The sequence below is a fragment of the Roseibium sp. genome (genome assembly GCF_965233565.1).
Taxonomy (GTDB): domain Bacteria; phylum Pseudomonadota; class Alphaproteobacteria; order Rhizobiales; family Stappiaceae; genus Roseibium.
The window spans coordinates 191,810-217,197 of record NZ_OZ247494.1 but is presented as its reverse complement, the minus strand read 5'-3'; the positions used below and the strand labels follow the sequence as shown (position 1 = coordinate 217,197).

Genomic DNA, 25,388 nt, shown 5'->3' with positions numbered 1-25,388 from the left:
AGGCGACGTGGCCGCAAGGCGGGCAACGACAATCTTCCAGGGCGAATTGTGTTTTCCCGTCTTCTGGAAGATTGCATGGCACCGATGCTTCTGCTCTATAAGCGGCAACTGACAGAATCTGCGGGAGAAACCGAGAGATGAGCGCACAGATCAAGCCACTTGTTGCTGGCAACTGGAAAATGAACGGACTGAAGGCCAATCAGTCGGAATTCTACAAGATGATTGCAGGCCTCTCGGACGATCTGGCCGATGCCGTGGACGCGATGATCTGCGCGCCTGCAACCCTCATTGCAGCCCTGGCGGACAAGGCCGGAAAAGGCCCAATGCGTGTCGGCGGCCAGGATTGCCACGCAAATGTGTCCGGTGCCCACACCGGCGACATTTCTGCGGAAATGCTTGCTGATGCCGGCGCTGCGGCCGTAATTGTCGGGCATTCGGAGCGGCGCACGGATCACGGCGAAAGCGATGCGGACGTAAACGCCAAGGCTCAGGCCGCCTGGCGGGCGGGGCTCGTTGCCATCATCTGCGTCGGGGAAACCGAAGCTGAACGCAAGGCTGGCGAGGCGCTGTCGGTGGTTGAGCGTCAGCTCAAGGGCTCCGTACCGGATGGCGCAACGGCTGAAAACACGGTCATTGCCTATGAGCCCGTCTGGGCGATTGGCACCGGTCTTACGCCGACCGCTGGTGATGTCGAAGAAATGCACAAGGCCATGCGGGACAATCTGGAAGCCCGGTTCGGGGCCTCCGGTGCGTCGATGCGACTGCTTTACGGCGGGTCTGTTAAGCCTGCAAATGCCAAGGAATTGATGGGTGTTGCCAATGTCGACGGCGCCCTGGTTGGGGGCGCGAGCCTCAAGGCAGATGACTTTCTGGGGATTCTGGCCGCCTATTCGTGATCGCCTGCCCCTTGAAGCTTCTGTGACGAAGGTGCAATTGAAGGGTAGAAAGCGGGCGGCGTCTGGTGTAGAAGGCCGCAAATCTTGAAAACAATGAAGAATGGCATTCGATGGAAACCGTAGTCATCGTCATCCACCTGATGGTCGTGCTGGCCCTTGTGCTTGTTGTCCTCCTGCAGCGTTCCGAAGGCGGCGCGCTCGGGATTGGCGGCGGTGGCGGCGGCGGGCTGATGTCCAGTCGCGGAACGGCCAACATCCTGACGCGGGCGACCGCCATTCTGGCTGTTGCTTTTTTCGTGACGTCCCTGGCGCTCAGCCTGATTGCCAAGAATACGGAACGGCCCGGATCGGTTCTTGACGCGATCCCGGCAGCAACCGATGGCGCGACGTCGCCGGTTGAAGCTCCTGCCGGCGGTGGTACTGGTGGTATCCTCGATTCGCTTAAGGAGCAGAGCCAACCTTCCGGACCTCAGGTCCCGGCCGCTCAGTAAGGCGGCCGTCCGGGCTAAACGGCCCTTTCATCTGACATATGCCCTGCGGCTGATTTCGCAGGGCATTTTTATGTGTTGAGAACGCAACTCCCGAGTGGCCAAATCGCCCTCGGCAAGGATATGGTATTGGTCCATGGCGCGATACATTTTCATCACTGGCGGCGTGGTTTCCTCGCTTGGTAAAGGTCTTGCTTCTGCGGCTCTGGGCGCATTGCTCCAGGCGCGGGGATACAAGGTCCGTCTTCGTAAACTCGATCCCTATCTCAATGTCGATCCGGGCACGATGAGCCCGTATCAGCACGGCGAGTGTTTCGTCACCGATGACGGTGCGGAGACCGATCTGGACCTGGGGCACTACGAGCGGTTTACCGGTCGTCCTGCCAATCAGCAGGACAACATCACGACCGGCAGGATCTATCAGAACATCATCGCCAAGGAGCGGCGCGGCGATTATCTCGGCGGCACCGTTCAGGTGATTCCGCACGTGACCGACGCGATCAAGAACTTCGTGCTCGACGGCAACGAAGACTACGATTTTGTCCTCGTCGAAATCGGCGGCACGGTCGGTGACATCGAAGGCCTGCCCTTCTTCGAGGCGATCCGCCAGCTTGGCAATGATCTGCCGCGTGGCGATGTGGTCTATGTGCATCTGACCCTGATGCCCTATATCCCGAGCGCCGGCGAAATGAAGACCAAGCCGACGCAGCACTCGGTGAAGGAACTGCGTTCGATCGGCATTCAGCCGGATATCCTGATGATCCGCTGCGACCGCCCGATCCCGGAAACGGAAAAGCGAAAGCTGTCGCTGTTCTGTAACGTACGCGAAAGCGCCGTGATCCCGGCCTATGACGTGAAGTCGATCTATGATGTGCCGATTGCCTATCACAAGGAAGGCCTTGACGATGAGGTTCTGGCCGCGTTTGGCCTCAAGGGCACACCGGCTCCGGCACTCGACCGTTGGGAAGGCATTTCCGCGGCTGTCGCCAATCCGGAAGGCGAGGTCAAGATCGCCATTGTCGGCAAGTACACCGTTTTGAAGGATGCCTACAAATCCCTGATCGAGGCGCTCGTCCATGGCGGTATCGCCAACAGGGTCAAGGTGGAGTTGGAGTGGATCGAATCGGAGACCTTCGAAAAGGAAGATCCGAGTCCCTATCTGGAAGGCGTGCACGGCATTCTGGTGCCTGGCGGCTTTGGTGAGCGTGGTGCGGAAGGCAAGATAGCGGCGGCACATTATGCGCGCACTCGCAATATTCCCTATTTCGGTATCTGCTTCGGTATGCAGATGGCCGTTCTGGAGGCCGCTCGAAACCTTGCCGGCATCACGGAGGCCAACTCGACCGAGTTCGGCCCCGCCAAGGAGCCGGTTGTCGGCTTGATGACCGAGTGGACCAAGGGCAATGAAAAGGAAGTGCGCAACGTAGACGGTGATCTCGGCGGTACCATGCGGCTTGGGGCCTATCCGGCTGCCTTGAAGACCGGTTCCAAGATTGCAGAGATCTACGGATCGACCAGCATCTCGGAGCGCCACCGGCACCGGTACGAAGTCAATATCGGCTATCGGGAACAGCTGGAGGATTGCGGGCTGATCTTTGCCGGTACTTCCCCGGACGGCGTTTTGCCGGAAACGGTCGAAATCGCGGACCACCCCTGGTTTGTCGGCGTCCAGTACCATCCGGAGCTGAAGTCGCGGCCGTTTGATCCGCATCCGCTGTTTGCCTCGTTCATCGGCGCTGCAGTTCAGCAGAGCCGACTGGTCTAATCTCCAATAAAAGGACAGGGCCATGGTGCGTGGACTGGATCATCTCGTTGTCGCGGTGAAAGATCTTGAGAAAGCGGGCCAGGCCTATTCAGACCTCGGGTTCACCGTCACTCCGGAAAACCGGCATCCCTGGGGAACGGCCAATCGGCTTGTCCAGCTGGACCGGTTTTTCATCGAACTTTTGAGTGTCGCTGAACCAGAGAAGATTTCCGAGACTTCCGGAAACGCCTTTTCCTTCGGTGCCTTCAACAGGGATTTCCTGAAGGCGCGGGAAGGGGCGAGCATGCTGGTGCTGGATAGTACCGGCGCGGACGGGGATCGCTCCGATTTTCATCGCGCCGGGCTGCATCTCTACGACCCGTTCTCCTTTGAAAGAACGGCGCATCTGGCGGATGGTAGTACGGCCCAGGTGGCCTTCGACCTGACACTTGTTGGCGATGATCTCAGCCCGGGCATTGGGTATTTCACCTGTCACAACAAATTCCCGGAAAACTTCTGGAAACCTGCGTTTCAAAGTCACGCCAACGGGGCCAGTTCCGTGATGGCCGTTTACATGATCGCGGCCGATCCTTCGGACCATCATGAATTCCTGGGTGGTTTCACGGGGCAGCGGGAAATGCGGGCAACCAGCCTTGGTCTTGAGCTTGAGACAGCGCGCGGAGACATTCGTGTTCTGACCCCTTACGCCTATCAGGCACTGGTCGGCGAGACAGCCGCATCGTCGGTGACTGGCGATCTGCCGCAGATTGCCGCGCTCGAGATCGCATGCCAGGGGCTGGACCACAAGAAAATCGTGCCGGCCGAACAGCTCTTTGGGCTCACTCTCATTCTTTCACCTGCCGGCTGATTTCCCGCCGAGCCTGTTTCCAATGGCTCCGGTCGCTCTGGTGAGCCGGCTAGCCTATTTGAAAACGCTGAGGAATTTTTTCCGGTCGCACGCGGCCTTGCAGCAATCTCCACTTGTTGAATCGCCCAGTCCTTTTATAGTGAACTCCGGCCTCGCGCCTTCATCCGGCGGTTTGCCTGCGGAGTTTCTAGATGTCCTTTTTGCGTTTTGCCCCGAAGTCCCGTTCTTTTGCAGTTGTTGCAGCTGCCTCGGCTTTCCTGGCCGGTTGTTCCGATGACAGTCAGAAACAGGCAGCTCCCGCCGCGCCGCCACCCTCGGTGACAGTCGCCAAGGTGACCACACAGGACGTTCGTCAAAGTGCCCGTTTCGTTGGACAGGTCGCAGCGGTGGATCAGGTTGATCTGGTCGCACGTGTCAGCGGTTTTCTGGAAGACAAGGCCGTTCCGGACGGATCCGTCGTGAAAAAGGACACCCTCCTGTTCACGATCGAGAAGGCGCAATATGAAGCCCAGCTGACCAAGGCCAAGGCGGATCTGGCCAGTGCAAAGGCCGACGCGGCTCTGAAAGCAGCCGACGAGAAACGCGACAAGGACCTGCTCGAAAAGGGGCACGTTTCCGAGGCCGCCTATGAAGCAACGCTGGCGCAGAAGCAGCAGGCGGAAGCGTCCGTCGAGGCCGCCCAGTCGGGGCTGCAGCAGGCCGAGCTTGATCTCAGCTATACCGATATTTCGGCCCCATTCCCGGGCCAGATCGGCAAAACGACCTATAGCGTCGGTGAAGTGGTCGGACCAAACACAGACGCCCTGGCGAAACTCATCCGTCTGGCTCCGGTCTATGTCAATTTCTCCGTCAGCGAGGCCGAGTATCTCAATGCCGTGAAGACCCACGGCATCAACCCTGCCGATATTTCTCCGGACGAATCGCCGGATCTGAGCCTGGTGCTGCCGAATGGGCAGACCTACGAGGAAAAGGGCAAGATCGTCTATATCGACAACCAGGTCGATGCGACCACCGGTACCATCTCCTTCCGGGGACAGTTCGAGAACGCCGATACCAGGTTGCTCGCCGGAACCTATGTGACGGTCGTGCTGGAAGCGCCCAAGTCGGAAACCGCCCTCGTCGTGCCACAGGCTGCGATCCAGCGCGATCAGCAGGGCTCGTTTGCCCTGGCGATCACGGCGGACAAGAAAGTCGAACAGAAATATGTTGAGCTCGGCCAGCAGGTCGAAACGAATTTTGTCGTCACCAAGGGACTGGAAGAAGGCACGGAAGTCATCGTCGAAGGCCTGCAGAAAGTGCGCCCCGGCGTGGAAGTGACCCCTGTCCTTGCCTCCACGCCGGCGGAGCAAAGCTAAATGTTTTCACGCTTTTTTATCTACCGGCCGAAATTCGCGCTGGTCATTTCGATTGTGATCACGATTGCCGGCTTGCTCGGCTACGTGTCGCTGCCGGTTGAACAGTTCCCCAACATCACGCCGCCGGTTGTCAACGTGTCGGCGACCTATACAGGCGCCAACGCGGAAGTTCTTGAAGAAACGGTTGCGGCCCCGATCGAGGGGCAGGTCAACGGCGTCGACGACATGCTCTACATGCAGTCGACCAGTAACGACAGCGGCAACTACTCGCTGAATGTGACATTCGCGGTCGGCACCGACCCGGACATTGCCACGGTCAACACCCAGAACCGGGTCAGTCAGGCGACGAGCCAGCTGCCGAGCGAGGTGACGGCAAACGGCGTGACCGTGCAAAAGGCCAGCACCAACATGCTGCTGGTTATCACGCTCTATTCGCCGAACGGCACATATGATCCGGTGTTTCTGTCCAACTATGCCTCGATCAACCTGAAAGACGCGCTTGCGCGTGTGCAGGGTGTTGGCCGGGCGGATGTGATGACCGACTTTGCCTATGGCATGCGTATCTGGCTCGATCCGGACCGCCTGACCAGCCTTGGCATGACGCCTTCGGACTTCATCAGCGCCGTTCAGGATCAGAACATTCAGGTAGCAGCGGGCCAGATCGGTGCGCCGCCTGTGCCGGAAGGCCAGCAGTTCCAGTACACGATCAAGGCCAAGGGGCGCCTGTCGACCAAGGAAGAGTTCGAGCAGATCGTCCTGAGAACGGGCGAGGACGGTGCTGTCGTCAAGATAGGCGATGTCGCCCGCGTTGAACTCGGGGCCCAGTTCTACAACGCCTCGGGTGAATTCAACGGCAAACCGTCGACGGTTCTCGCGATCTATCAGGCGCCTGGCGCCAACGCGCTCCAGGTTTCCGAAAACGTCCTGGCACGGCTGGAAACACTCTCCAAGAACTTCCCGGAAGACATGGCGTACGGTGTGCCGTTCAACACCACGGACTTCGTGCAGGCTTCGCTCGACGATGTGATCGCAACCCTGTTCCTGACCTTCCTGCTGGTGGTCTCGGTGGTGTTCATCTTCCTCGGCAACTGGCGTGCCACCATCATTCCGACGGTGGCCATTCCCGTATCGCTGATCGGCACGTTTGCCGTTCTGTTGGCACTTGGTATGTCGTTGAACACGATTTCGCTGTTCGCGCTTGTCCTTGCCATCGGCATCGTGGTGGATGACGCGATTGTCGTCGTTGAAAACGTCGAGCGCATCATTGCCGACGAGGGCCTGCCGCCCAAGGAAGCGACCGCGAAGGCGATGGAGCAGATCACCAGTCCGGTGATTGCCACCACGCTGGTGCTTCTCGCGGTGTTCGTGCCGACTATCTTCATGCCGGGCATTACAGGCCGGCTCTATTCCCAGTTCGCCGTGACCATCTCGGTCTCCGTGGTGATTTCTTCCATCAACGCCCTGACCCTGTCTCCGGCGCTCTGCGGTCTGATCCTGAAGGCGCGCTCCGGCCCTCCCAAGGGTATCATGGGGCTGTTCGACCGGGGCATCACGGGGGTCCGCAATGGCTATACCGCGATTGTGCGCCGGCTGGTGCGTGTTGCGATCGTCGGTATTATCGTCGTTGGCGGCGCCGTTGCCATCATCGTGACCCTTGGAGGGACGTTGCCCCAGGGCTTCCTGCCATCGGAAGACCAGGGCTATCTGATGGTCGATGTTCAGCTTCCGGACGGTGCCTCGCTGCAGCGAACCGAAAGTGTCACGGAGCGGGTTGTGGAGCTCACCTCCAAGACCGCCGGCGTGGAAAACGTCGTCATCGTCAACGGCTATTCCATCCTGAATGGCGCAACTTCGTCCAACGCTGCGTTGGTGATCGCCACAATGTCGAACTGGTCGGAGCGACAAGAACCAGACCTTCGGATCAACGCGATCCTGGCCAAGTTCTGGGCGGAGTTCTCCACCATTCCAGGGGCGAACATCATTGCCTTCAATCCGCCGCCAATCCCCGGCCTCGGCACTACCGGCGGTGTTCAGATGATGGTTCAGCAGAGTGATGGCACGCCCCAGGACCTGGCGTCCGCGGTTGGCTCGATGGTTTATTCTGCTAACCAGAGCGCGGATATCGGACGAGCCTATTCAACCTTCCGGGCGAATGTCCCTCAGGTGTTTGTTGATCTGGATCGCGAGAAAGCCAAGACGCTCGGTATCAACGTTGCCGACGTCTTCACGACGCTGCAGGCCTATCTGGGATCGTATTACATCAACGATTTCAACATTTTCGGCCGCGTCTACAAGGTGATGATCCAGGCTGAGGGCAAATATCGCGACCGGGTTGACGATATCGGCAGTCTCTATGTCCGCTCCACGGATGGCACGATGGTGCCGCTTAGGAGCATCCTGACCACCGAGAACGTTCTCGGGCCTCAGATCCTGACCCGCTACAACATGTTCCGCGCCGCCGCCGTCATGGGGGACCCCGCGCCGGGTGCATCCACCGGCGTGGTGATCAACGAGATGGAAGGTGCCGCAAGGCAGGCACTGCCGCCGGGCTATTCCTTTGAATGGACGGGAACGGCCCAGCAGCAGCTCGATTCCGGCAACATCGTCATGTTCATCCTGTTGCTGTCGATCCTGTTCACCTACCTGTTCCTGGTCGCCCAGTATGAAAGCTGGACCATGCCGGTGGCGATCCTGATGTCGGTGTCCTTCGCTATCATGGGGGCACTCGTGGCGGTGTTCGTGACCGGCGGTGATGTCAACCTCTACACCCAGATCGGGATGATCATGCTGGTCGGGATGGGGGCGAAAAACGCCATTTTGATCGTGGAATTTGCCATGGAGCAGCGTAGCAGCGGCAAATCAATCCGCGATGCAGCCGTTGAAGCCGCCCATCTGCGTTTCCGCGCGGTGATGATGACGGCGCTGTCGTTCCTGCTGGGCGTGGTGCCGCTGATGACCGCCTCCAGTGCCGGCGCAGCCAGCCAGAAGGCCATCGGCTTCGCAGTATTCGGTGGGATGCTTTTTGCGACAGTTGTCGGCGTTATGATGATCCCGATCCTCTATGTCTGCCTGCAGGCGACGCGCGAGACCGTCAAGGGCTGGTTTGGCGGCGGCAAGGACGATCAGGGGCCTGAGGGACCAACAGAGCCCGCTGCGGCTACCTAAAGGGCCGCGGCAGCGACATCCAAAACGGAATGGCCAGAGCGCAAGCTCTGGCCGTTTTGCTTTTGTGAGGTGTTTGCAAGTGATCAGACCGGCCAGGCGTCAATGGACCGGTAAGCTTCTGCCGTATCAGAGTTCGCGGACATTAATCCGGGTCACTCCATCAGCCGTAAACCTGTCGGCACATGACGGAAGGGTTCCATGATCACGGTCTATTACGATGGCAAATGCGGGCTCTGTTCCCGTGAGATCGGCTATTTCAAGAAACGCAAGCCGAAACGGCCGATCGTCTGGCACGATATTGCCAATGCGCCATCCTTGCTTGCGGACACCGGTTTGAGCCAGTCTGATGCGCTTCTATACATGCGCGTCCGTGACGAAACTGGTGTGCTTCGGACGGGCGTTGACGCGTTTATCACGCTTTGGCGGCAGTTTGCCGGGTGGTCACTCCTGGCGCGTGTCGGGGCGTTGCCAGGCATCTACACCTTGGCGGATCGTCTCTACCGTGGTTTCGCGCAACGTCGCTTCAACCGCAACCCGCATTGTCTTGCCAGTTTGAAGCGCTGAATTCGAACGGAAAGGGTGACTAGTGGCCAACAGTCATTTGCCGCCGGAACCCATTTGGGAACCCAAGACAGAGAATTTGTCAGTTTCCGGGTTCTGTCATCAGTATGAGGGATTGTTTTTCTTCGGAAGTTTGGTGAGCCGACAGGGGTTCGAACCCTGGACCTACTGATTAAAAGTCAGTTGCTCTACCAGCTGAGCTATCGGCTCTCACCAATTTCCGGTGCAGGTGGCTTGCGTTGTTGGCGCCGCCGCCGCGTTGGTGGCGTGTGTTTAGGCCGACACTGATTTGATTGCAAGAGGCAAAATGTATTTTTTCAACAGGCTCGGAAAAACTCCCGAGGTTGTGGCTGGTTGACGTAGCGGCGAGCTGGAAATTGTTCCGAAACCTCGGTTTCGGTGTAGAAGCATTAATAATAAAATACCGAACGACAGTATTGCCAAGTACTATTTGAAGATATTGTTTGACCGCTAATCAAGAAGGTACATTTTTAAGAAAATAAAGATCATTCTCCTGCAAAAACTGTCAGGTAGCGCAATAAAGCATTGTGATGTAACGTTATCTGGTACATGAGAGGTTACATGCATACTACAACAATCGATACACACACGAACTCCGTTGAGTTCGATTTCGTGAAGGGACACATCGCTGCCACGATGACCCTTATTCACGGACTGATCGACCAGGGCTTGATTGACCGGGAGCGTCTGGACGCGTTTTTCGCCGCGTTCGTTGGCGACTTGCCGCACAGTCGTGAAACACTCGGATTGAGATTGATTCTCGATCAGTGGCGTCAGGGGCTCCGGGATGGCGAAGAAGTCGATGAGCTGAAAGGCAAGCTTTTCGAAGTGATCCGGGGAGGGCGCACCAACTAACTCTGTCTGGATATGACCGGTCTTGGGGTTGGGGGCCGGAGCATATTCTGTCGTCTGTTTTCAAGTGGCGCTTTGGCGCCTTTTTTGATTCCCGGTTCTTCTACCTGCCACCCACACAGCCAAACCTTACATCGGTCCTAATGTGGTGCTTCATCACAATCGCTTCAGGGTTTTTCGTGTGGTTGTCCGCGCGCTGGTCAACACGGGGCGTGTTTGCTATCCCTTAGGTAACGTGGGAGTGTCAGCACAGCCTGAGGGAGCGCATATCATCTTGCTCACATCGTTGACCAACATGGGTTGCCTTTGCGCATGGCACTTGAGAGATCGGGTGACAGCAGCGGGCGGATTGATACTCGCCTCAACACTGTTGGCCATATTCCCTGGTATCTTCGTCCAACCAACAGCTGCTGCAGCCGAACAAAGGTTTGTCACGATCGGAACCGGTGGTGTCACCGGTGTCTATTACCCCTCCGGCGGAGCGACCTGCAAAATCGTCAATCGCAGTCGGTCCGAACACGGTGTGCGCTGTTCGGTCGAAACCACCTTTGGTTCCATTGCCAATATCGAGAAACTCCGGCGCGGTGAGATTGATTTCGGCTATGTGCAGTCCGACTGGCAGCACCACGCCTATTTCGGAACATCGGTGTTCGAAGAGCGTGGGGCGTTTGACGACTTGCGATCCATTTTCTCTCTCCACTCGGAAGTTGCCACAATTGTTGTGCGTCAGGAGAGCAGCTATCACTCCGTCAATGACCTGAAAGGGGCTCGCGTCAATATTGGTGCAGCGGGGTCCGGCTCGGCTGCATCCTGGAAGACCCTGGTCGGGTATCTCGACTGGAGCGCAGGCGATCGCGCACATTTCTCCGAACTCGGGACGTCTGAACTCGCCGAGGCACTGTGTGAAGGCGAGATTGACGCCTATTTCGCCCTAATCGGCCATCCAGCGGGATTGATCGAGGAAACGCAACAGAAATGTGATGCGCGAGTCTTTGGCGTTGACGAAGTGGCGGTCGACGGGCTTCTGCAGGATGCGCCCTATTATATGCCAGCCGACATTCCGGCTGGACTGTATGGCCTGAAGGAGCCCGTCCAGTCCTATGGTGCTGTGGCCACATTCGTCACGTCGGCCCGAATGCCGGATGACATTGTCGCGACGATGCTCACGGCACTTGTGGACAACTTCGAGAGCTTTCAGAAACTGCACCCGGCGTTGAATGGCTTGAAGCTGGAGGATATGGCCAGTGGCGACATGGCAGCGCCCATTCACCCCGGGGCGAAGGACTTCTTCCTGGAGCGCGGCATTTTGACCGAAGACAAGGCAAACGGCCAAAAGTAGACCCATGTTTGTCCAAGCTCTCCAAAAGGTGAGCGGCTTTTGTCTTTGTCACATGGCTGGTTGGGACTAAACAGGTAGCCCGAAAACCGGTCATGGCCGGAAGCGAAATCAGAGACCGGAAAACATGATCCAGGATACCACGACAATTGCGATTGCGGTTTCGGCCGGAGTTGCCTCCTTCCTGTCGCCATGCGTATTGCCGCTTGTTCCGCCTTACCTGGGTTACATGGCCGGAGTTTCCCTGGAAGAGGTTGCAGACGATTCTGAGGACAACAGAGCTGCTGCGAAGCGGGTGTTTCTGACCTCCTTGGTGTTCGTGTTGGGCTTTTCGACCGTGTTTGTGCTGCTGGGCGCCACGGCCAGTCTGCTCGGGCAATTCATTCGCCAGTATCTCGACTATCTCGGCTATATAGCCGGCGCGGTCATCATCATCATGGGACTGCATTTCCTGGGTGTGTTCAGGATCGGTTTCCTTTACCGGGAAGCACGGTTTCACGTCGCCAACAAACCGGCTGGACCACTCGGGGCCTATGTCATGGGACTTGCCTTCGGGTTTGGATGGACACCCTGTATCGGCCCGGTCCTGGCAGGGATTCTGTCTGTCGCCGCCGCGAAAGATACGGTCGGGCAGGGGGCGTTAATGTTGAGTGCCTACGCACTCGGTCTGGGTATCCCGTTTCTGATTGCATCGCTCTTTGCCGGGCCGTTCCTGAATTTCATGAAGCGGTTCCGAAAACATATGGGCGCAGTTGAAAAGGCCATGGGGGGTGTTCTGGTGCTGACAGGGGTCATGTTCCTAACAGGTCAGATGGCGATTCTGTCCTATTGGCTCCTGGAAACTTTCCCGGCATTTCAATACATAGGCTGATTGCCGACGTTCAATCGAGAAGATCTGCTTTGTCTTGATTGGTCATTCAGAATGCGCTGTCGCGAAATTCAGCGGCGGTGACCAGGGGATCGCCTGCGTAAAGCGCCGGATGGCAGAGTTCAGTCACATCCAGCAGATGCAGGCAGGCAACCGCAGCATCCGCCGCGTTGGCAAAGGGGCCAACCATGAGGGCGATGCCGCCTTCTGCGGCTTGTCGCTGCATCAGGAGCGGGCGCAGATCCCGCATGCGTTCTTCGTTCTGGGTCTTGAAATCTGCCCAGGCCTTGGCCGCTCCTGCCGACGTTCGATAATGGCCGATGATTGCGCCAAAATCGCTGCGTTTGAGCTGGCTGTCACCACCGCCGCGCAAACGTCCGGCCGGGCTCGAAGGGGTGATAATCTTCGGGCGAAGGGTTGTTTGCGTCGGGGTGGCGTCGAAAACCTCCACCTCGACGGGGGCACTTGCCTTCGGAATGGAACCGGTGATGACTGGCGCATCCGTCGCTTCAGGTAGTCTCACCTGGGGCACGGTCCGGGGGGACAGTTCGACGATTCGCACCGGTTCCTCCGGATTGATTGAAATCGCGGTTTCAGAATCAGGCGCTGGCTCGTTGCGATAGATGCTGATCAGGCGCGGAGGTGACTTGGTGTCTGCGGTTTCGGAGAAAGTCAGGCGGGGCTGGAGACCCGCTGGATTTTCCACCTGGTCCTGACCCTCAGCCACTTCGGGTCCGTCATTTCCGGGAGATGCAGCGTTTTCAGGCTTCGTTTCAACGGGAGCCTTGGTGATCACAACGCCAGGTCCCGGTTCGGCGGATGTGTCATCGGGAATGATCGGACCTGACTGCCCGGAGAGTTTCGCCACCGCCACCTGTTTCTCCAGGGCCGCGATACGGCGGGAATAGGTGAGGTTTTGCTCTGACAAGGCGCTGAGCCTTCGCCGCAAGCCGACAATTTCCCGCTGGAGAACGTCCATCTGGGCCTGACTGAGGTCAGACCTTGCAGCAGGAGTGCCCTGTTTCGGCAGGTGCATCACTTCCACCGCGGGAAGTTGCCCGGGCCTTGAGGCAGTGGAAATGGACGCGGTCGTTTCAACATCGCCAGCCGGTGGCAGTCTAAGGCCAGCTGTCGCCGTTGATGTGGGAAATCCCGTCGGCGCATAGCTGAACTGGTAGGACGCGAGCCCGACCGTACCCATGGTGACTGCGGCAAACGCCCAGGAAAGCAGTCCGACGCGCGGGGCCGTAAAGGTCTCGCGAACAACTTCCCGAATGGGCTTTTGCGGCGGCCGCCTAGTCAAAACGTCTTGTTCCCGTGCCTGATTTCGAATCTTTGAGACAATAGCCTATCAGGGCGTCATTATGGTTAACGAAACGCAAACCCCTACGCAGACTCAGTCAGATCTTTCAATGTTCTGTGGATCGGGGCATATAGGAGCGAATTTGCGTCGCTGACGCTCGGATAATTGACAATGGATCTTTGATGACGACCCGTTCCTGCCTTTCGATCGTTCTGGCCGCAGGGCTTGGAACACGCATGAAGTCCGATCTTCCCAAAGTGATGCATGAAATCGGGGGACTGCCGCTGGTCGGTCACGTCATCAAGGCACTTTCGACAGCCGGCTCGGAGCGAATCTCGGTTGTGACCGGTCCCGGCATGCCGGAGCTGGAACAGCTGGTCTATAAGTTGGCACCATCGGCCCGGTGCTACGTCCAGTCAGAACGTCTTGGAACCGCGCATGCCGCGCTGGCGGCGAAACCGGCGCTGGAGTTTGAGGCAGACGATGTCCTCGTGCTGTTTGGCGATACGCCCCTCGTGAGCGCGGGAACCGTGAGCCGCGTCCGCAAAGCCCTTGAAAACGGGGCTGATCTTGCCGTTCTCGGATTCGAGACCCGCCGCCCGCACGGATATGGGCGGCTGCTGATTGAAAACGGGCGACTGATGGCGATCCGGGAAGAAAAGGACGCCAGTGACGAAGAGCGCAAGATTACCTACTGCAATTCCGGCATCATGGGATTTTCCGGTAAGCACGCGCTCGGCCTTTTGCAGGCCATCAGCAACGACAATGCCAAGGGTGAGTATTATCTGACCGACGCCGTCGAGATAGCCAACCGGAACGGCCTGAAGGTTGTTGCTGTGAAAGGAACGGAAATCGAGACCCAGGGCATCAATACACGGGCACAACTTGCTTCCTGCGAAGCAGACTTTCAGGCGCTGCAACGCAGGAACGCCCTTGAAAACGGCTGTACCCTGCTTGCTCCGTCCACCGTCTATTTCTCGCATGATACGAAATTGTCCGTCGATGTGACGGTGGAACAGAACGTGGTCTTCGGCCCGGGGGTCCAGGTCGCGAAGGGCGCGCGCATTCGCGCCTTCAGCCATCTGGAGGGGGCTCAGGTCGGCGAAGGCAGCGTGGTCGGACCCTATGCGCGTTTGCGGCCCGGCACGGTTCTGGGCACCGATACGAAAGTCGGAAATTTCGTCGAGGTCAAAAACGCAACCTTTGGTGCAGGGGCCAAGGCCAACCATCTCAGTTACATCGGAGATGCCAGTGTTGGGTCCAAGTCGAACATCGGCGCCGGCACGATTACCTGCAATTACGACGGTTACCTGAAATACCGTACAGAAATCGGCGCCGGCAGCTTTGTCGGTTCAAATTCTACGCTGGTGGCACCCGTAAAGCTCGGCAATGCGTCTTTTGTTGCGGCCGGCAGCGTCATTACCGAAGACGTGCTGAAGGATTCCATGGCGTTCGGCCGGGCCCGGCAGACGGTCAAGGAAGGCAAGGCGAAACAGTTGCGTGCGCGCCTGCAGGCCGCAAAGGACGCAAAATCCTAAAGGATCTTGCCCTTGTCATTTTCTGAAACAGGGTTTGATTTCAGCTTGGGCGCCACAGTCGTCTAAAGCAATGCGGTCCTGTTTCGGGCGCTGTTAATTCAAAGGAATTTTGCATGTGTGGCATCGTAGGTGTTTTGGGCCAGGCAGACGTTGCGCCCAGAATTGTGGATTCGCTGAAGCGCCTTGAATATCGCGGCTATGATTCCGCGGGTGTTGCCACTCTTGTGGACGGAAAGATCGTGCGCCGCAGGGCTGAGGGCAAATTGCGCAATCTGGAAGCGGCGCTTGAAGCATCGCCCCTGGCGGGAACAAGCGGCATCGGCCACACAAGATGGGCGACGCACGGTGCCCCTACCGTTTCGAACGCGCACCCGCATCTGGCGGGCTCCGTCGCCGTTGTCCACAATGGCATTATCGAAAACTATCTGGAGCTGCGCGAAGAGATCGTTGCTGCCGGGGCCGTGCTTGATACCGAGACAGACACGGAAGTTGTCGCTCATCTGATCAATCTGGCGATTGCCAAGGGCAAGTCCGCTCAGGAAGCCGTTTCAGAAGTGCTGCCGCGCCTCAAGGGGGCATTCGCCTTGGCGATCCTGTTCGGCGGTGAAGACGATCTGCTGATCGGCGCACGCAAGGGCTCTCCGCTGGCGATCGGCCATGGCGACGGGGAAATGTTCTTTGGATCCGATGCGATTGCGCTGTCGCCCTTTACCGACCGGATCACCTATCTGGAAGAAGGCGATTGGGCCGTCCTCACAAGATCCGGCGTCAGCATCTTTGACCGAGACAACCAGCCCGTGTCGCGTCCTGAAGCCAGATCCTCCGTGATCTCGAGCCTGATGGACAAGGGCAACTACAAGCATTTCATGGCCAAGGAAATCCATGAGCAGCCTGAAGTTCTCGGCCACACGCTGTCGCGATATTTCGACTATACAACGAACCAGGCCAATGTGGCGGGCGCGGATGCTTTGCGGTTCCAGGATCTGAACCGGCTGATTGTCACTGCCTGTGGCACGGCCTACCTGGCGGGGCTGGTCGCCAAGTACTGGTTTGAAAAATATGCCCGTCTTCCGGTGGAAATCGACATTGCGAGCGAGTTCCGGTACCGCGAAACGCCCGTCAGTGCTCATGATGCCGCGCTTTTCATATCGCAATCGGGTGAAACGGCCGACACGCTCGCATCGCTGCGTTATTGCAAGGAGCATGGTGCCACCATCGGCGCTATCGTCAACGTGCCGGAGAGCACGATTGCGCGCGAAGCCGATCGGGTGTTTCCGACCATCGCAGGGCCGGAAATCGGGGTCGCCTCCACCAAGGCGTTCACTTGCCAGCTGGCCGTTCTGGCGGCTCTCGCGCTGCAGGCCGGCCGCGAACGCGGTTTCCTTAGCCTTGAACAGGAAAAGGCGCTGGTGGCCGAACTGACCGAAGTGCCCAGCCTGGCGCTGAAGGCATTGGCCTCAGAAGCCGACATCGAAAAGCTGTCGCAACCGCTTTCAAAAGCCAGCAACGCGCTTTATCTCGGCCGGGCGACGAACTTTCCGCTTGCGCTGGAAGGCGCCTTGAAGCTGAAGGAATTGTCCTACATTCATGCGGAAGGCTATGCGGCGGGTGAGCTCAAGCATGGTCCGATCGCGCTGATCGACGAGAACATGCCGGTCTTTGTCATCGCGCCCTATGATGCCATCTACGAAAAAACCGTTTCCAACATGCAGGAAGTGGCAGCACGCGGAGGACGCATCGTGTTGATCACGGATGAGCGCGGTGCCTCCGAGTGCGGGAATGCCGCCGAAAACACGGTGATCCTGCCGAACATGTCCGATATTGTAGCGCCGATCATCTACGCACTGCCGGTTCAGCTGATAGCTTATCATACGGCGGTTTTCATGGGCACGGATGTCGATCAGCCGCGCAATCTCGCCAAGTCGGTGACGGTGGAATAGGCATGGCACATTCAGACCCACTGAACATCGTTCCGTTTGAAGAGAGGTTTCGCGGCCAGGTGATTGCACTCTGGCAGGCCTGCGGCTTGACGCGGCCGTGGAATGATCCGGACAAGGATATCGACCGCAAGCTGACGGACGAGAATGGTGCGTTTTTTCTGCTCCTGGGAGCGGACGAGACGCTTATCGGGTCCGTCATGGTCAGCCACGACGGACACCGCGGCTCCATTTACTATCTCAGCATCGATCCGGCTCATCAGGCGGAGGGCTATGGCAAACAGCTCATGGCCCACTGCGAGGCCTATCTCAAGGAGCTCGGCTGCCCCAAGATCAATCTGTTCGTCCGGCGCGGCAACGAAGCGGTGAAAGGGTTCTACGAGGGGCTGGGATATGCAGAGGAAGCCGCCGTTCCCATGGGCAAGAGGCTGATACCGGATCTGTGATGTCAGAGCCTGTTCGGGCAGGTCTCGGCAGCCGGTTTTTTCGGGACGCCCGGCCGGCTCAGAACATAGGCGGCGCAGCCGGCGATGAACAGGCCGACGCCCAGGCCGAGCCAGAGGGCCGGCTGGCTGGTAAAAAGAAACACGCCGTAGCCAAAGGCCATGCCTGCAACGGCCAAGGTTTTGGACTTCTTGCCAATCGCTCCGTGTTCCCGCCAGGCAATGACCGGGGGACCGAAAACCGGATGGTTCAGAATACGCGCTTCAAGGGCTGGCGAGGAGCGGGCAAAGCAGCCAGCTGCAAGGATGAAAAAGATCGTGCTTGGCAAAAGCGGAAGGAATGCTCCCACCAGACCAAGCCCGACACAGCCTGTTCCCAGAATTTTGAACGTGGTTCGACGCAATATTGCCTCCGGAATCGGCAAATTAGGGGTTGATCGCCAAAAAATTAATCGAGCGTAGGATACCGCGCTGCGATAAAGATGCTTATCTAGAGCGGGATCGTATAAAAGACGAGCGCCAATAGGGACTTCAAGCAGGTGTCGCCCATGAGCCGGCATAAACATAAAACAGATGATACGCACAAGATAGCTCCTCACCGGCCAGGTGCGGCAACTCGTCTGCGCAACTACTTCCTGACAGGTCTGGTGATCACCGGCCCGATCGGGATCACGCTTTGGTTGACCTGGACCTTCATCAAATGGGTGGATGGCTGGGTGAAGCCGTTTGTGCCGAAAGTCTACAATCCGGAGACCTATCTGCCGTTCTCCGTGCCGGGGTTCGGCCTGATCGTTGCCATTCTCGTTCTCACGGTCGTCGGTTTCCTGGCGGCGAATTTCCTTGGCCGAAGCCTGATCACGTTTGGTGAAAACCTTGTCGGCCGGATGCCGCTTGTTCGTAATATTTACAGTGGCTTGAAGCAAATTTTTGAGACAGTGCTTGATGAGCGTGGCAACAGTTTCACCAAGGCTGCACTGATCGAATATCCACGCAAGGGCCTTTGGGCGATTGTGTTCATTTCCACGGAGACGAAAGGCGAGGTCGCCAGACGGCTCCGGGACAGCGCCGAAACCGTGTCCGTGTTCCTGCCGACGACTCCGAACCCGACCTCGGGGTTCCTGTTGTTCGTGCCGAAAGAAGACGTGATCGAACTCAACATGGGGGTCGAGGACGCCGCAAAACTGGTCATTTCGGCCGGTCTTGTCAGTCCGGATCTGCCGGAGATCCTGGAAGACGTCATTGCCGAACCGGAAAAGCTCGACAAGATCCGCAAGCGCGAGGACGCCTGAGGCGTTTCCGGTACTGAATGCAAGCTGAAGGTTGCGAACAAATCTAGGAACGGTCTGCTTAACAAGCGGCATCGTCAAAGCTGTTTGGATCGCCGCGCTTTTCCAGGTTTTCGACGTAGGTTTCAACGGAATATGCCGTTCCCAGTTCGATCAGTTTTCCCGAAGTTCGTTCGACGAGAAGCGGTGCGTTGCCGGCAAGCATATCGCTGAAATGGCCGGACTTGAGATAGTCGACACTTTGATAAGCGAAGACCCAGCCGTATTTGCCTTCCGCAATGGGCGCCTGATAGAGGGAAATTTCAATCCAGTTGAAATCCAGTCGTTCTGCTTGCAGCCTGTGCTCAAGGTTCCAACGGTCAATCTGCCGTTGTGCAATCGACCGGGCTTCATCCGTTGAAATCAAAACCATCTCATGATCATCCGGTTGACTGATCCTTCCATTCTTATGGCAGGGAGATCAACCCGCCCTTAGCAGCCGGATCGCCGCATCCCGGCCGAACAGATAGAGCAGGCAGCGGAGGGCCTGACCTCGATCCGTCTCAAGATCCGGATCTTTCTCCAGAATCAGTCGGGCGTCGTCCCGGGCGACTTCCATCAGATCGGCATGCTCATCGGCCCGGGCGATCCGGAACCCCGGCGTGCCGGACTGGCGCGTGCCCAGGATTTCACCGCCGCCGCGCAGCTTCAGGTCTTCCTCGGCGATCAGGAAGCCGTCATTGGTCTCGCGCATGATGTTGAGGCGGGCGCCGGCTGTCTCGCCGAGCGGCCCCTTGTAAAGCAGGACACAGGAAGACGGCTTGTCGCCGCGTCCGACCCGTCCGCGCAGCTGGTGCAGCTGGGCCAGGCCGAAGCGCTCGGCATGCTCGATGACGATGATTGTGGCATCGGGAACATCGACACCGACTTCAATCACGGTGGTTGCCACCAGAACGCGGGTGACGCCGGACTTGAAATCCGCCATGGCGGCGTCTTTTTCGTCAGCATTCATGCGGCCATGGACCAACGACACCTTTTGCCGGAGCGCGTGTTCCAGCACCCGGTGACGGTCTTCGACGGCCGCCAGGTCGATCTTTTCCGATTCCTCCACCAGAGGGCAGACCCAGTAGACTTTCTGTCCGTCTGCAATCGCTGCGCCGACCCGGGAAATGATCTCGTCCAGCCGGTCGAGTGAGACGGACACTGTTGTGATCGGTTTGCGGCCAGCGGGCTTGTCAGTGAGGCGTGAGACATCCATATCGCCGAAGCCGGTAAGGACCAGCGTGCGCGGGATCGGGGTGGCTGTCATCACCAGCACATCGACGCCCTGGCCCTTGGACGAGAGCGCCAGCCGCTGGTGAACACCGAAGCGATGCTGTTCGTCGACAACGACCATGCCAAGATTCCTGAAAGTGACGCTGCCCTGGAAGAGGGCGTGAGTGCCGACCACCAGGTCGATGTCGCCCGCATCCAGTTGCTCCTGCCGGTTGCGGCGTTCCTTCTGACTGTCCTTGCCGGTCATCAGGGCAAGTCGAATGCCGGCCTTGTCACAAAGCGGCTTCATGGACGCATAGTGCTGGCGCGCCAGGATTTCCGTCGGCGCCATCAGTCCGCCCTGGGCACCTGTCTCGATGACCTGGGCGAGCGCGGCAAGTGCGACCACCGTCTTGCCGGCGCCGACGTCGCCCTGCAACAGGCGCAGCATGCGCACCGGTTTGGCGAGGTCCTCGTTGATTTCCTCGATCGCCCTGGACTGACTGCCGGTCAGCTGGAAGGGCAAGGCACCGATCACTGCCCGCTGCAGATCGCCTTTCGGCTGTCGGGCCACGCCGCCAAGGGTTCTCATATGCGCTCGGACCATGGCGAGCGCCAGCTGGCTGGCCAGAAGTTCGTCATAGGCCAGGCGTTGCATGAAGGGCGAAGCCGGGTCGATGTCCTGCTGTTCCTTCGGTGCGTGAAGCGTCGTCAGGGCCTCGGTGAAATCCGGCCAGCTGTTCTGGCGCAGATAGGCATCATCCAGCCATTCGGGCAAGTTCGGCAGCCGCTCGACCGCAGCCCGGACAGCCTTTTGCAGGGTCTTGGCCGCAAGACCACCGGTCAGAGGGTAGACCGGTTCGATCGCGGGCATCTCGGCCGCTTCTTCCGGTTTCAGGGAATAGTCCGGATGGACCATCTGTGGCCGGTCGTTGAACCATTCGACCTTGCCGGAGACAATCCGTCTTTCTCCTTCCGGAAAGGTCTTTTCCAGCCAGTCCCGGCGCGGATGAAAGAAGACGAAGCTGATCTGCCCGGTGTCGTCATGGGCACTGATCTTGTAGGGCGCCTTGGAGTGCCGGGGCGGGGCCTGGTGGCGGCCAATGATGACATCCAGGGTAACGATGTCACCATTTTCCGAATAGGCAATCCCCGGCCGGTGGCGCCGGTCGATCAGGCTGTGCGGGATATGAAACAACAGGTCGGCGACCGTCGCATCGCGATCCGGCTGCGCGCCGACCAGTCCGGAAACCAGCTTGGCAATTTTGGGCCCGATACCGGGCAATGTCGAGACTGGCGCAAACAGGGGATCGAGAACCGGGGGACGCATTCTTGGCAGGTCTACCTATCGGGATCAGCGGGTGTTCAAAGGACAAGTGCATCTGTTCTGCCACGAAGCCGGAGCCCAGTGCAAACAAATAGAACAATCTGTGAACTAAGGCGCTGACAAGCCGTCTGACTGCCGCTATATATCCGCTACGAAATCATGAAATCCGGTGCGGTGAGGGTCCTTCAAAGCGGGTCTCGCCCGCGCCTGCAATTGCAAATAGGCCCTCCATGTCCGACAAGCCCGGTTCCCAAGACAGTGCCCCTGAGGGTGAACGAGACACAAGACGCAAGAAGATCCTGTTCCGCTGCTGGCACCGTGGCATGAAGGAAATGGATCTGCTGCTCGGTGGTTTCGCCGACGCCGAAATCGACGGGCTGGGCGAAGATGAGCTGCTAGAACTGGAACATCTTTTGACGGCGCATGACCAGGATCTCTACGCCTGGATGACCGGCCGCAAGCCGTTGCCGCAGGAATGGGACGGGCCGCTCTATCGCCGGATCATTGCCTATCACGAAGCTACCGGGCCAGCCGGGTTCACACGATAACATTCAAGGACTGAAGCTGTGTTTGACAGGCTGCTGAAAGACCGCGCCAACGTCACGCTTGCCGGCGTGCCGGACGGGGCTGAAAGCTTTGCGCTGGCGCGTTTGCTGCGCGAGAGCAATGAAGATGGCCTGTCGCTTGTGTTTATCGCCCGTGACGCGACCCGCATGGCGATGATCACCGAAGCGCTCGGTTTTTTCGATCCAACCGTAGATGTGCTTCAGCTTCCCGCCTGGGACTGTCTGCCCTATGACCGGGTGTCTCCCAATACGGCCATCAGCGCGCGGAGACTGCTGGCGCTCGGGCAGCTTGCGCGCGGGATCAAGCCCGGCCGGAAGACCGTTTTGCTGACAACCCTGAATGCCGCCCTCCAGCGCATGCCTGAACGGTCCTTCATGGCAGACCAGACCTTTTCCATGGCGCCGGGCAATCAGGTGGACATGGAAGCGATTTCCGGCTGGATGGAGCGCAACGGGTTTTCTCGAACCCCGACGGTTCGCGAGACCGGGGAATATGCTGTGCGCGGCGGCATCGTCGACCTGTTTGCGCCCGGATCGGAAGAACCGGTTCGGCTCGATTTCTTTGGCGACACTTTGGAATCGATCCGCTCGTTCAATGCGGAGACACAGCGCACGTCAAAGCAGCTCAAGCGGCTCGACCTTGTGCCGATGAGCGAAGTGGTCTTGTCGGAAGAGGCCATTTCACGCTTCCGCCGCTCCTACCTGGCCAGTTTTGGCGCCGCCAGCCGCGAAGACGTGCTTTATCAGTCGATCAGCGACGGTCGCCGTTATGCGGGGATGGAACACTGGCTGCCCCTGTTCCACGAACGGCTTGAAACACTGTTCGACTATATCGGCGAGACACCGGTGGTGCTGGATGCGAGCGCCGCGGACGCGGTGCGTGAACGTTCCGAGCAGGTTCAGGAGTATTACCAGGCGCGTCAGGAAGCGCGCGAAATGGGCACGGGCGCCGGCAACGTCCCTTACATGCCGGTCGAGCCGGCAAGCCTCTATCTCTCCGAAGGAGAATGGACGGCGGCTGTCGCTGACCGGGCCACCGCTGCGCTCGACCCGTTCACGCCGCCACCGGGCAGCGGCAAGACCATCATTGAACTGGAAGGCCGGCAGGGGCGCAGCTTTGCCGCTGAACGGGCCGCTGGCGATGTCAATATCTTCGATGCCCTGACGACCCATGTCCGGGAACTGCAGAAGAACGGCAAGCGCACGGTAATCGCCTGTTGGTCGGAAGGCTCCCGCGACCGGCTTGGCCAGATCCTGGGTGATCATGGTCTTGGCGCGGTACAGGAAGTCGAAACCCTGGCCCAGATTTCTGATCTGCCTGCCAAGACCACGGCCCTTTGCATTCTCGGCATCGAACACGGGTTCGAACTGAAGGACATCGCCTTTGTCGGCGAGCAGGACATCCTGGGGGACCGGCTGGTGCGCAAGTCGCGCCGCAAGGCCAAGGGCGCCAATGTCATCACCGAGGCGACCGGCCTGTCGGAAGGCGACCTTGTTGTCCATGTCGAACATGGTATCGGCCGTTTCATCGGCCTGAAGACCATCGAGGCAGTCGGCGCCCCGCATGATTGTCTGGAACTGCAATATGCGGGCGGTGACAAGCTCTACCTGCCGGTCGAGAATATCGAGCTTTTGTCGCGCTATGGGTCGGAAGACCAGGAAGCGCAGCTCGACAAGCTGGGCGGCGGCGCCTGGCAGGCGCGCAAGGCCAAACTCAAGAAACGCATCCTCGAGATTGCCGACGGGTTGATCAAGACTGCGGCGGAACGGGCGCTCAAGACGGCGCCAGTGGTGGAGACCCCGGAAGGGGTCTACGATGAATTCGCGACCCGTTTTCCGTACGAGGAAACCGACGACCAGCTCACCGCCATCGATGCCGTCTTCGACGATCTGGCTGCCGGCCGTCCGATGGACCGGCTGGTGTGCGGCGATGTCGGCTTCGGCAAGACGGAAGTGGCGCTTCGGGCCGCCTTCATTGCTGCGATGTCCGGCCGCCAGGTTGCCGTGGTGGTGCCGACGACCCTTCTGGCGCGCCAGCATTTCCGGACCTTTTCCGAGCGTTTTCACGGCCTGCCGATCAATGTTGCCCATGCTTCCCGGCTGGTGCCGGCCCGGCAACTGACCCAGACCAAAAAGGGCATTGCCGATGGTTCGGTCGACATTGTTGTCGGCACGCATGCGCTGCTTGGCAAATCCATCGAATTCCGGGATCTCGGCCTGCTGATCATCGACGAAGAGCAGCATTTCGGCGTCAAGCACAAGGAGCGGCTGAAGGAACTGAAGTCGGATGTCCATGTGCTGACCCTGTCGGCCACTCCGATCCCGCGGACCTTGCAGCTCGCCCTGACGGGCGTTCGCGAGCTGTCGCTGATCGCAACACCGCCGGTGGACCGGCTGGCTGTGCGCACGTTTGTCTCGCCCTTTGACCCGCTGGTGGTGCGAGAAGCGTTGCTGCGCGAGCATTATCGCGGCGGGCAGAGCTTTTATGTCTGTCCGCGCCTGTCCGATCTCGCCGAGCGGCGGGAATTTCTGGAAGAGCAGGTGCCGGAGCTGAAGGTGGCGGTCGCACATGGCCAGATGCCACCCGGCGAGCTGGAAGACGTGATGAATGCCTTTTATGAAGGCAAGTACAACGTTCTCCTGTCGACCACGATTGTCGAATCGGGGCTCGATATTCCGACGGCCAACACGCTGATCGTGCACCGGGCCGACATGTTCGGTCTGGCGCAGCTCTACCAGCTGCGCGGCCGCGTCGGCCGCTCCAAGACGCGGGCCTATGCGCTCTTTACCGTGCCGGCCAACAAGACCCTGACGGCAACAGCCGAACGGCGCCTGAAGGTGCTGCAGTCGCTGGAAACACTCGGGGCCGGTTTCCAGCTCGCCAGCCACGACCTCGACATTCGCGGGGCAGGGAACCTGCTTGGCGAAGAGCAGTCCGGCCATATCAAGGAAGTCGGTTTCGAACTCTACCAGCAGATGCTGGAAGAGGCCGTCGCCCAGCTGAAGGACGGTGGTGCGGATTTCGGCGATGAAAAATGGTCACCGCAGATCAATATCGGCACGCCGGTGCTGATTCCGGAAGACTATGTCGGCGATCTGCAGCTGCGCCTGCAGCTCTACCGGCGCCTGGGCGATGTCACCGAAGCAGAAGAAATCGATGCTTTTGGCGCGGAACTGATCGACCGTTTCGGCCCGTTGCCGGACGAAGTCCAGCATCTTCTGAAGATCGTCTACATCAAAGGGCTCTGCCGCAAAGCCAATGTCGAAAAGGTCGATGCCGGACCGAAGGGTGTCGTCATTGCCTTCCGGAACTCCGAATTCGCAAACCCGGCGGGGCTAGTCTCCTACATTGCCGAACAGGGTGTGCTCGCCAAGATCCGCCCGGACCAGAAGATCGTTCTGACGCGGGATTGGGAAAAGACGGATTCTCGGCTGAAGGGCACGGCGACGGTTCTGACCAAACTGGCGCGGCTGGCGGCGGCATAGTTTCGCCGATTACCGGCGGAAAAACGAAGTGTCATTCCCGCGAAAGCGGGAAACCGGGATTGTTCATCGCAGGTTGAAGAATACCAGGATCTGTCCGGGCGTCCCGGGTTCCGGC

The 25,388-nt window shown here is 58.9% G+C and carries 20 protein-coding genes and 1 tRNA gene; 16 read left to right on the top strand and 5 right to left on the bottom strand.

Annotated features, from left to right (window positions below; translation table 11 throughout):
- Window positions 1-137: 137 nt before the first annotated feature.
- The 7 genes from tpiA (at window position 138) to ACO6TG_RS00930 (ending at window position 9,080) form a co-directional block, all read left to right on the top strand.
- On the top strand, window positions 138-896 hold the full coding sequence (tpiA, locus tag ACO6TG_RS00960; protein ID WP_422376483.1) for a triose-phosphate isomerase: 759 nt from the start codon (window positions 138-140) through the stop codon (window positions 894-896).
- 110 nt (window positions 897-1,006) lie between these two features.
- On the top strand, window positions 1,007-1,387 hold the full coding sequence (secG, locus tag ACO6TG_RS00955) for a preprotein translocase subunit SecG (RefSeq protein ID WP_422376482.1): 381 nt from the start codon (window positions 1,007-1,009) through the stop codon (window positions 1,385-1,387).
- A 133-nt stretch (window positions 1,388-1,520) separates the two neighbouring features.
- Entirely contained in the window at window positions 1,521-3,149 is a 1,629-nt protein-coding gene (locus ACO6TG_RS00950; RefSeq protein WP_422376481.1) for a CTP synthase, read from the top strand.
- Window positions 3,150-3,171: 22 nt separating this feature from the next.
- The gene (locus ACO6TG_RS00945; RefSeq protein ID WP_422376480.1) at window positions 3,172-3,996 is read left to right on the top strand and encodes a VOC family protein; all 825 of its coding nucleotides are present in this window, start codon (window positions 3,172-3,174) and stop codon (window positions 3,994-3,996) included.
- Window positions 3,997-4,187: 191 nt separating this feature from the next.
- Entirely contained in the window at window positions 4,188-5,351 is a 1,164-nt protein-coding gene (locus ACO6TG_RS00940; RefSeq protein WP_422376479.1) for an efflux RND transporter periplasmic adaptor subunit, read from the top strand.
- Entirely contained in the window at window positions 5,352-8,516 is a 3,165-nt protein-coding gene (locus tag ACO6TG_RS00935; RefSeq protein WP_422376478.1) for an efflux RND transporter permease subunit, read from the top strand.
- A gap of 198 nt (window positions 8,517-8,714) precedes the next feature.
- Window positions 8,715-9,080, top strand: coding sequence for a thiol-disulfide oxidoreductase DCC family protein (locus tag ACO6TG_RS00930; protein WP_422376477.1), 366 nt, complete (start codon window positions 8,715-8,717; stop codon window positions 9,078-9,080).
- Between the two features lie 131 nt (window positions 9,081-9,211).
- Here ACO6TG_RS00930 and ACO6TG_RS00925 read toward each other — a convergent pair.
- A tRNA-Lys gene (locus tag ACO6TG_RS00925) sits at window positions 9,212-9,287 on the bottom strand.
- A 372-nt stretch (window positions 9,288-9,659) separates the two neighbouring features.
- Between ACO6TG_RS00925 and ACO6TG_RS00920 the strand changes: the two genes are divergently transcribed.
- From ACO6TG_RS00920 to ACO6TG_RS00910, 3 genes are all read left to right on the top strand, one after another.
- Window positions 9,660-9,953, top strand: a complete 294-nt coding sequence (locus ACO6TG_RS00920) for a hypothetical protein (protein WP_422376476.1) — start codon at window positions 9,660-9,662, stop codon at window positions 9,951-9,953.
- Between the two features lie 328 nt (window positions 9,954-10,281).
- Window positions 10,282-11,289: a TAXI family TRAP transporter solute-binding subunit gene (locus ACO6TG_RS00915; protein ID WP_422376475.1), complete on the top strand. Its 1,008-nt coding sequence runs from the start codon at window positions 10,282-10,284 to the stop codon at window positions 11,287-11,289.
- A gap of 124 nt (window positions 11,290-11,413) precedes the next feature.
- A complete protein-coding gene (locus ACO6TG_RS00910; RefSeq protein WP_422376474.1) occupies window positions 11,414-12,157 on the top strand; it encodes a cytochrome c biogenesis CcdA family protein in 744 nt (247 codons plus the stop codon).
- Between the two features lie 46 nt (window positions 12,158-12,203).
- Here the strand turns inward: ACO6TG_RS00910 and ACO6TG_RS00905 are convergent, their stop codons facing one another.
- Window positions 12,204-13,457, bottom strand: coding sequence for a hypothetical protein (locus tag ACO6TG_RS00905; RefSeq protein ID WP_422376473.1), 1,254 nt, complete (start codon window positions 13,455-13,457; stop codon window positions 12,204-12,206).
- 182 nt (window positions 13,458-13,639) lie between these two features.
- On the opposite strand from ACO6TG_RS00905, the gene glmU reads away from it, so the two are divergent.
- The 3 genes from glmU to ACO6TG_RS00890 all read left to right on the top strand — a co-directional run bounded on the left by glmU (window position 13,640) and on the right by ACO6TG_RS00890 (window position 17,378).
- Window positions 13,640-14,995, top strand: coding sequence for a bifunctional UDP-N-acetylglucosamine diphosphorylase/glucosamine-1-phosphate N-acetyltransferase GlmU (glmU, locus tag ACO6TG_RS00900; protein ID WP_422376472.1), 1,356 nt, complete (start codon window positions 13,640-13,642; stop codon window positions 14,993-14,995).
- 113 nt (window positions 14,996-15,108) lie between these two features.
- Window positions 15,109-16,935, top strand: a complete 1,827-nt coding sequence (gene glmS / locus ACO6TG_RS00895) for a glutamine--fructose-6-phosphate transaminase (isomerizing) (protein ID WP_422376471.1) — start codon at window positions 15,109-15,111, stop codon at window positions 16,933-16,935.
- Between the two features lie 2 nt (window positions 16,936-16,937).
- On the top strand, window positions 16,938-17,378 hold the full coding sequence (locus ACO6TG_RS00890) for a GNAT family acetyltransferase (RefSeq protein WP_422376470.1): 441 nt from the start codon (window positions 16,938-16,940) through the stop codon (window positions 17,376-17,378).
- A gap of 2 nt (window positions 17,379-17,380) precedes the next feature.
- On the opposite strand, the gene ACO6TG_RS00885 is transcribed toward ACO6TG_RS00890, so the two are convergent.
- Window positions 17,381-17,779: a YbaN family protein gene (locus ACO6TG_RS00885; RefSeq protein WP_422376469.1), complete on the bottom strand. Its 399-nt coding sequence runs from the start codon at window positions 17,777-17,779 to the stop codon at window positions 17,381-17,383.
- A gap of 144 nt (window positions 17,780-17,923) precedes the next feature.
- Between ACO6TG_RS00885 and ACO6TG_RS00880 the strand changes: the two genes are divergently transcribed.
- Entirely contained in the window at window positions 17,924-18,664 is a 741-nt protein-coding gene (locus ACO6TG_RS00880; RefSeq protein ID WP_422376468.1) for a DUF502 domain-containing protein, read from the top strand.
- A 58-nt stretch (window positions 18,665-18,722) separates the two neighbouring features.
- On the opposite strand, the gene ACO6TG_RS00875 is transcribed toward ACO6TG_RS00880, so the two are convergent.
- On the bottom strand, window positions 18,723-19,073 hold the full coding sequence (locus ACO6TG_RS00875; RefSeq protein WP_422376467.1) for a YrhB domain-containing protein: 351 nt from the start codon (window positions 19,071-19,073) through the stop codon (window positions 18,723-18,725).
- A 48-nt stretch (window positions 19,074-19,121) separates the two neighbouring features.
- Complete coding sequence (gene recG / locus ACO6TG_RS00870) at window positions 19,122-21,224, bottom strand: ATP-dependent DNA helicase RecG (protein ID WP_422376466.1); 2,103 nt, start codon at window positions 21,222-21,224, stop codon at window positions 19,122-19,124.
- Window positions 21,225-21,451: 227 nt separating this feature from the next.
- On the opposite strand from recG, the gene ACO6TG_RS00865 reads away from it, so the two are divergent.
- Window positions 21,452-21,769 carry a succinate dehydrogenase assembly factor 2 gene (locus ACO6TG_RS00865; protein WP_422376465.1) on the top strand — a complete coding sequence of 106 codons (318 nt, stop codon included), beginning with the start codon at window positions 21,452-21,454 and terminating at the stop codon, window positions 21,767-21,769.
- Window positions 21,770-21,787: 18 nt separating this feature from the next.
- Window positions 21,788-25,273: a transcription-repair coupling factor gene (gene mfd, locus ACO6TG_RS00860; RefSeq protein ID WP_422376464.1), complete on the top strand. Its 3,486-nt coding sequence runs from the start codon at window positions 21,788-21,790 to the stop codon at window positions 25,271-25,273.
- The last annotated feature ends 115 nt before the right edge of the window (window positions 25,274-25,388 follow it).

Bases quoted from the DNA above. Each gene is read 5' to 3' on its own strand.
- tpiA (WP_422376483.1), top strand. From the start codon at position 138: ATGAGCGCACAGATCAAGCCACTTGTTGCTGGCAACTGGAAAATGAAC.
- secG (WP_422376482.1), top strand. From the start codon at position 1,007: ATGGAAACCGTAGTCATCGTCATCCACCTGATGGTCGTGCTGGCCCTT.
- ACO6TG_RS00950 (WP_422376481.1), top strand. From the start codon at position 1,521: ATGGCGCGATACATTTTCATCACTGGCGGCGTGGTTTCCTCGCTTGGT.
- ACO6TG_RS00945 (WP_422376480.1), top strand. From the start codon at position 3,172: ATGGTGCGTGGACTGGATCATCTCGTTGTCGCGGTGAAAGATCTTGAG.
- ACO6TG_RS00940 (WP_422376479.1), top strand. From the start codon at position 4,188: ATGTCCTTTTTGCGTTTTGCCCCGAAGTCCCGTTCTTTTGCAGTTGTT.
- ACO6TG_RS00935 (WP_422376478.1), top strand. From the start codon at position 5,352: ATGTTTTCACGCTTTTTTATCTACCGGCCGAAATTCGCGCTGGTCATT.
- ACO6TG_RS00930 (WP_422376477.1), top strand. From the start codon at position 8,715: ATGATCACGGTCTATTACGATGGCAAATGCGGGCTCTGTTCCCGTGAG.
- ACO6TG_RS00920 (WP_422376476.1), top strand. From the start codon at position 9,660: ATGCATACTACAACAATCGATACACACACGAACTCCGTTGAGTTCGAT.
- ACO6TG_RS00910 (WP_422376474.1), top strand. From the start codon at position 11,414: ATGATCCAGGATACCACGACAATTGCGATTGCGGTTTCGGCCGGAGTT.
- glmU (WP_422376472.1), top strand. From the start codon at position 13,640: ATGACGACCCGTTCCTGCCTTTCGATCGTTCTGGCCGCAGGGCTTGGA.
- glmS (WP_422376471.1), top strand. From the start codon at position 15,109: ATGTGTGGCATCGTAGGTGTTTTGGGCCAGGCAGACGTTGCGCCCAGA.
- ACO6TG_RS00890 (WP_422376470.1), top strand. From the start codon at position 16,938: ATGGCACATTCAGACCCACTGAACATCGTTCCGTTTGAAGAGAGGTTT.
- ACO6TG_RS00880 (WP_422376468.1), top strand. From the start codon at position 17,924: ATGAGCCGGCATAAACATAAAACAGATGATACGCACAAGATAGCTCCT.
- ACO6TG_RS00875 (WP_422376467.1), bottom strand. From the start codon at position 19,073: ATGGTTTTGATTTCAACGGATGAAGCCCGGTCGATTGCACAACGGCAG.
- recG (WP_422376466.1), bottom strand. From the start codon at position 21,224: ATGCGTCCCCCGGTTCTCGATCCCCTGTTTGCGCCAGTCTCGACATTG.
- ACO6TG_RS00865 (WP_422376465.1), top strand. From the start codon at position 21,452: ATGTCCGACAAGCCCGGTTCCCAAGACAGTGCCCCTGAGGGTGAACGA.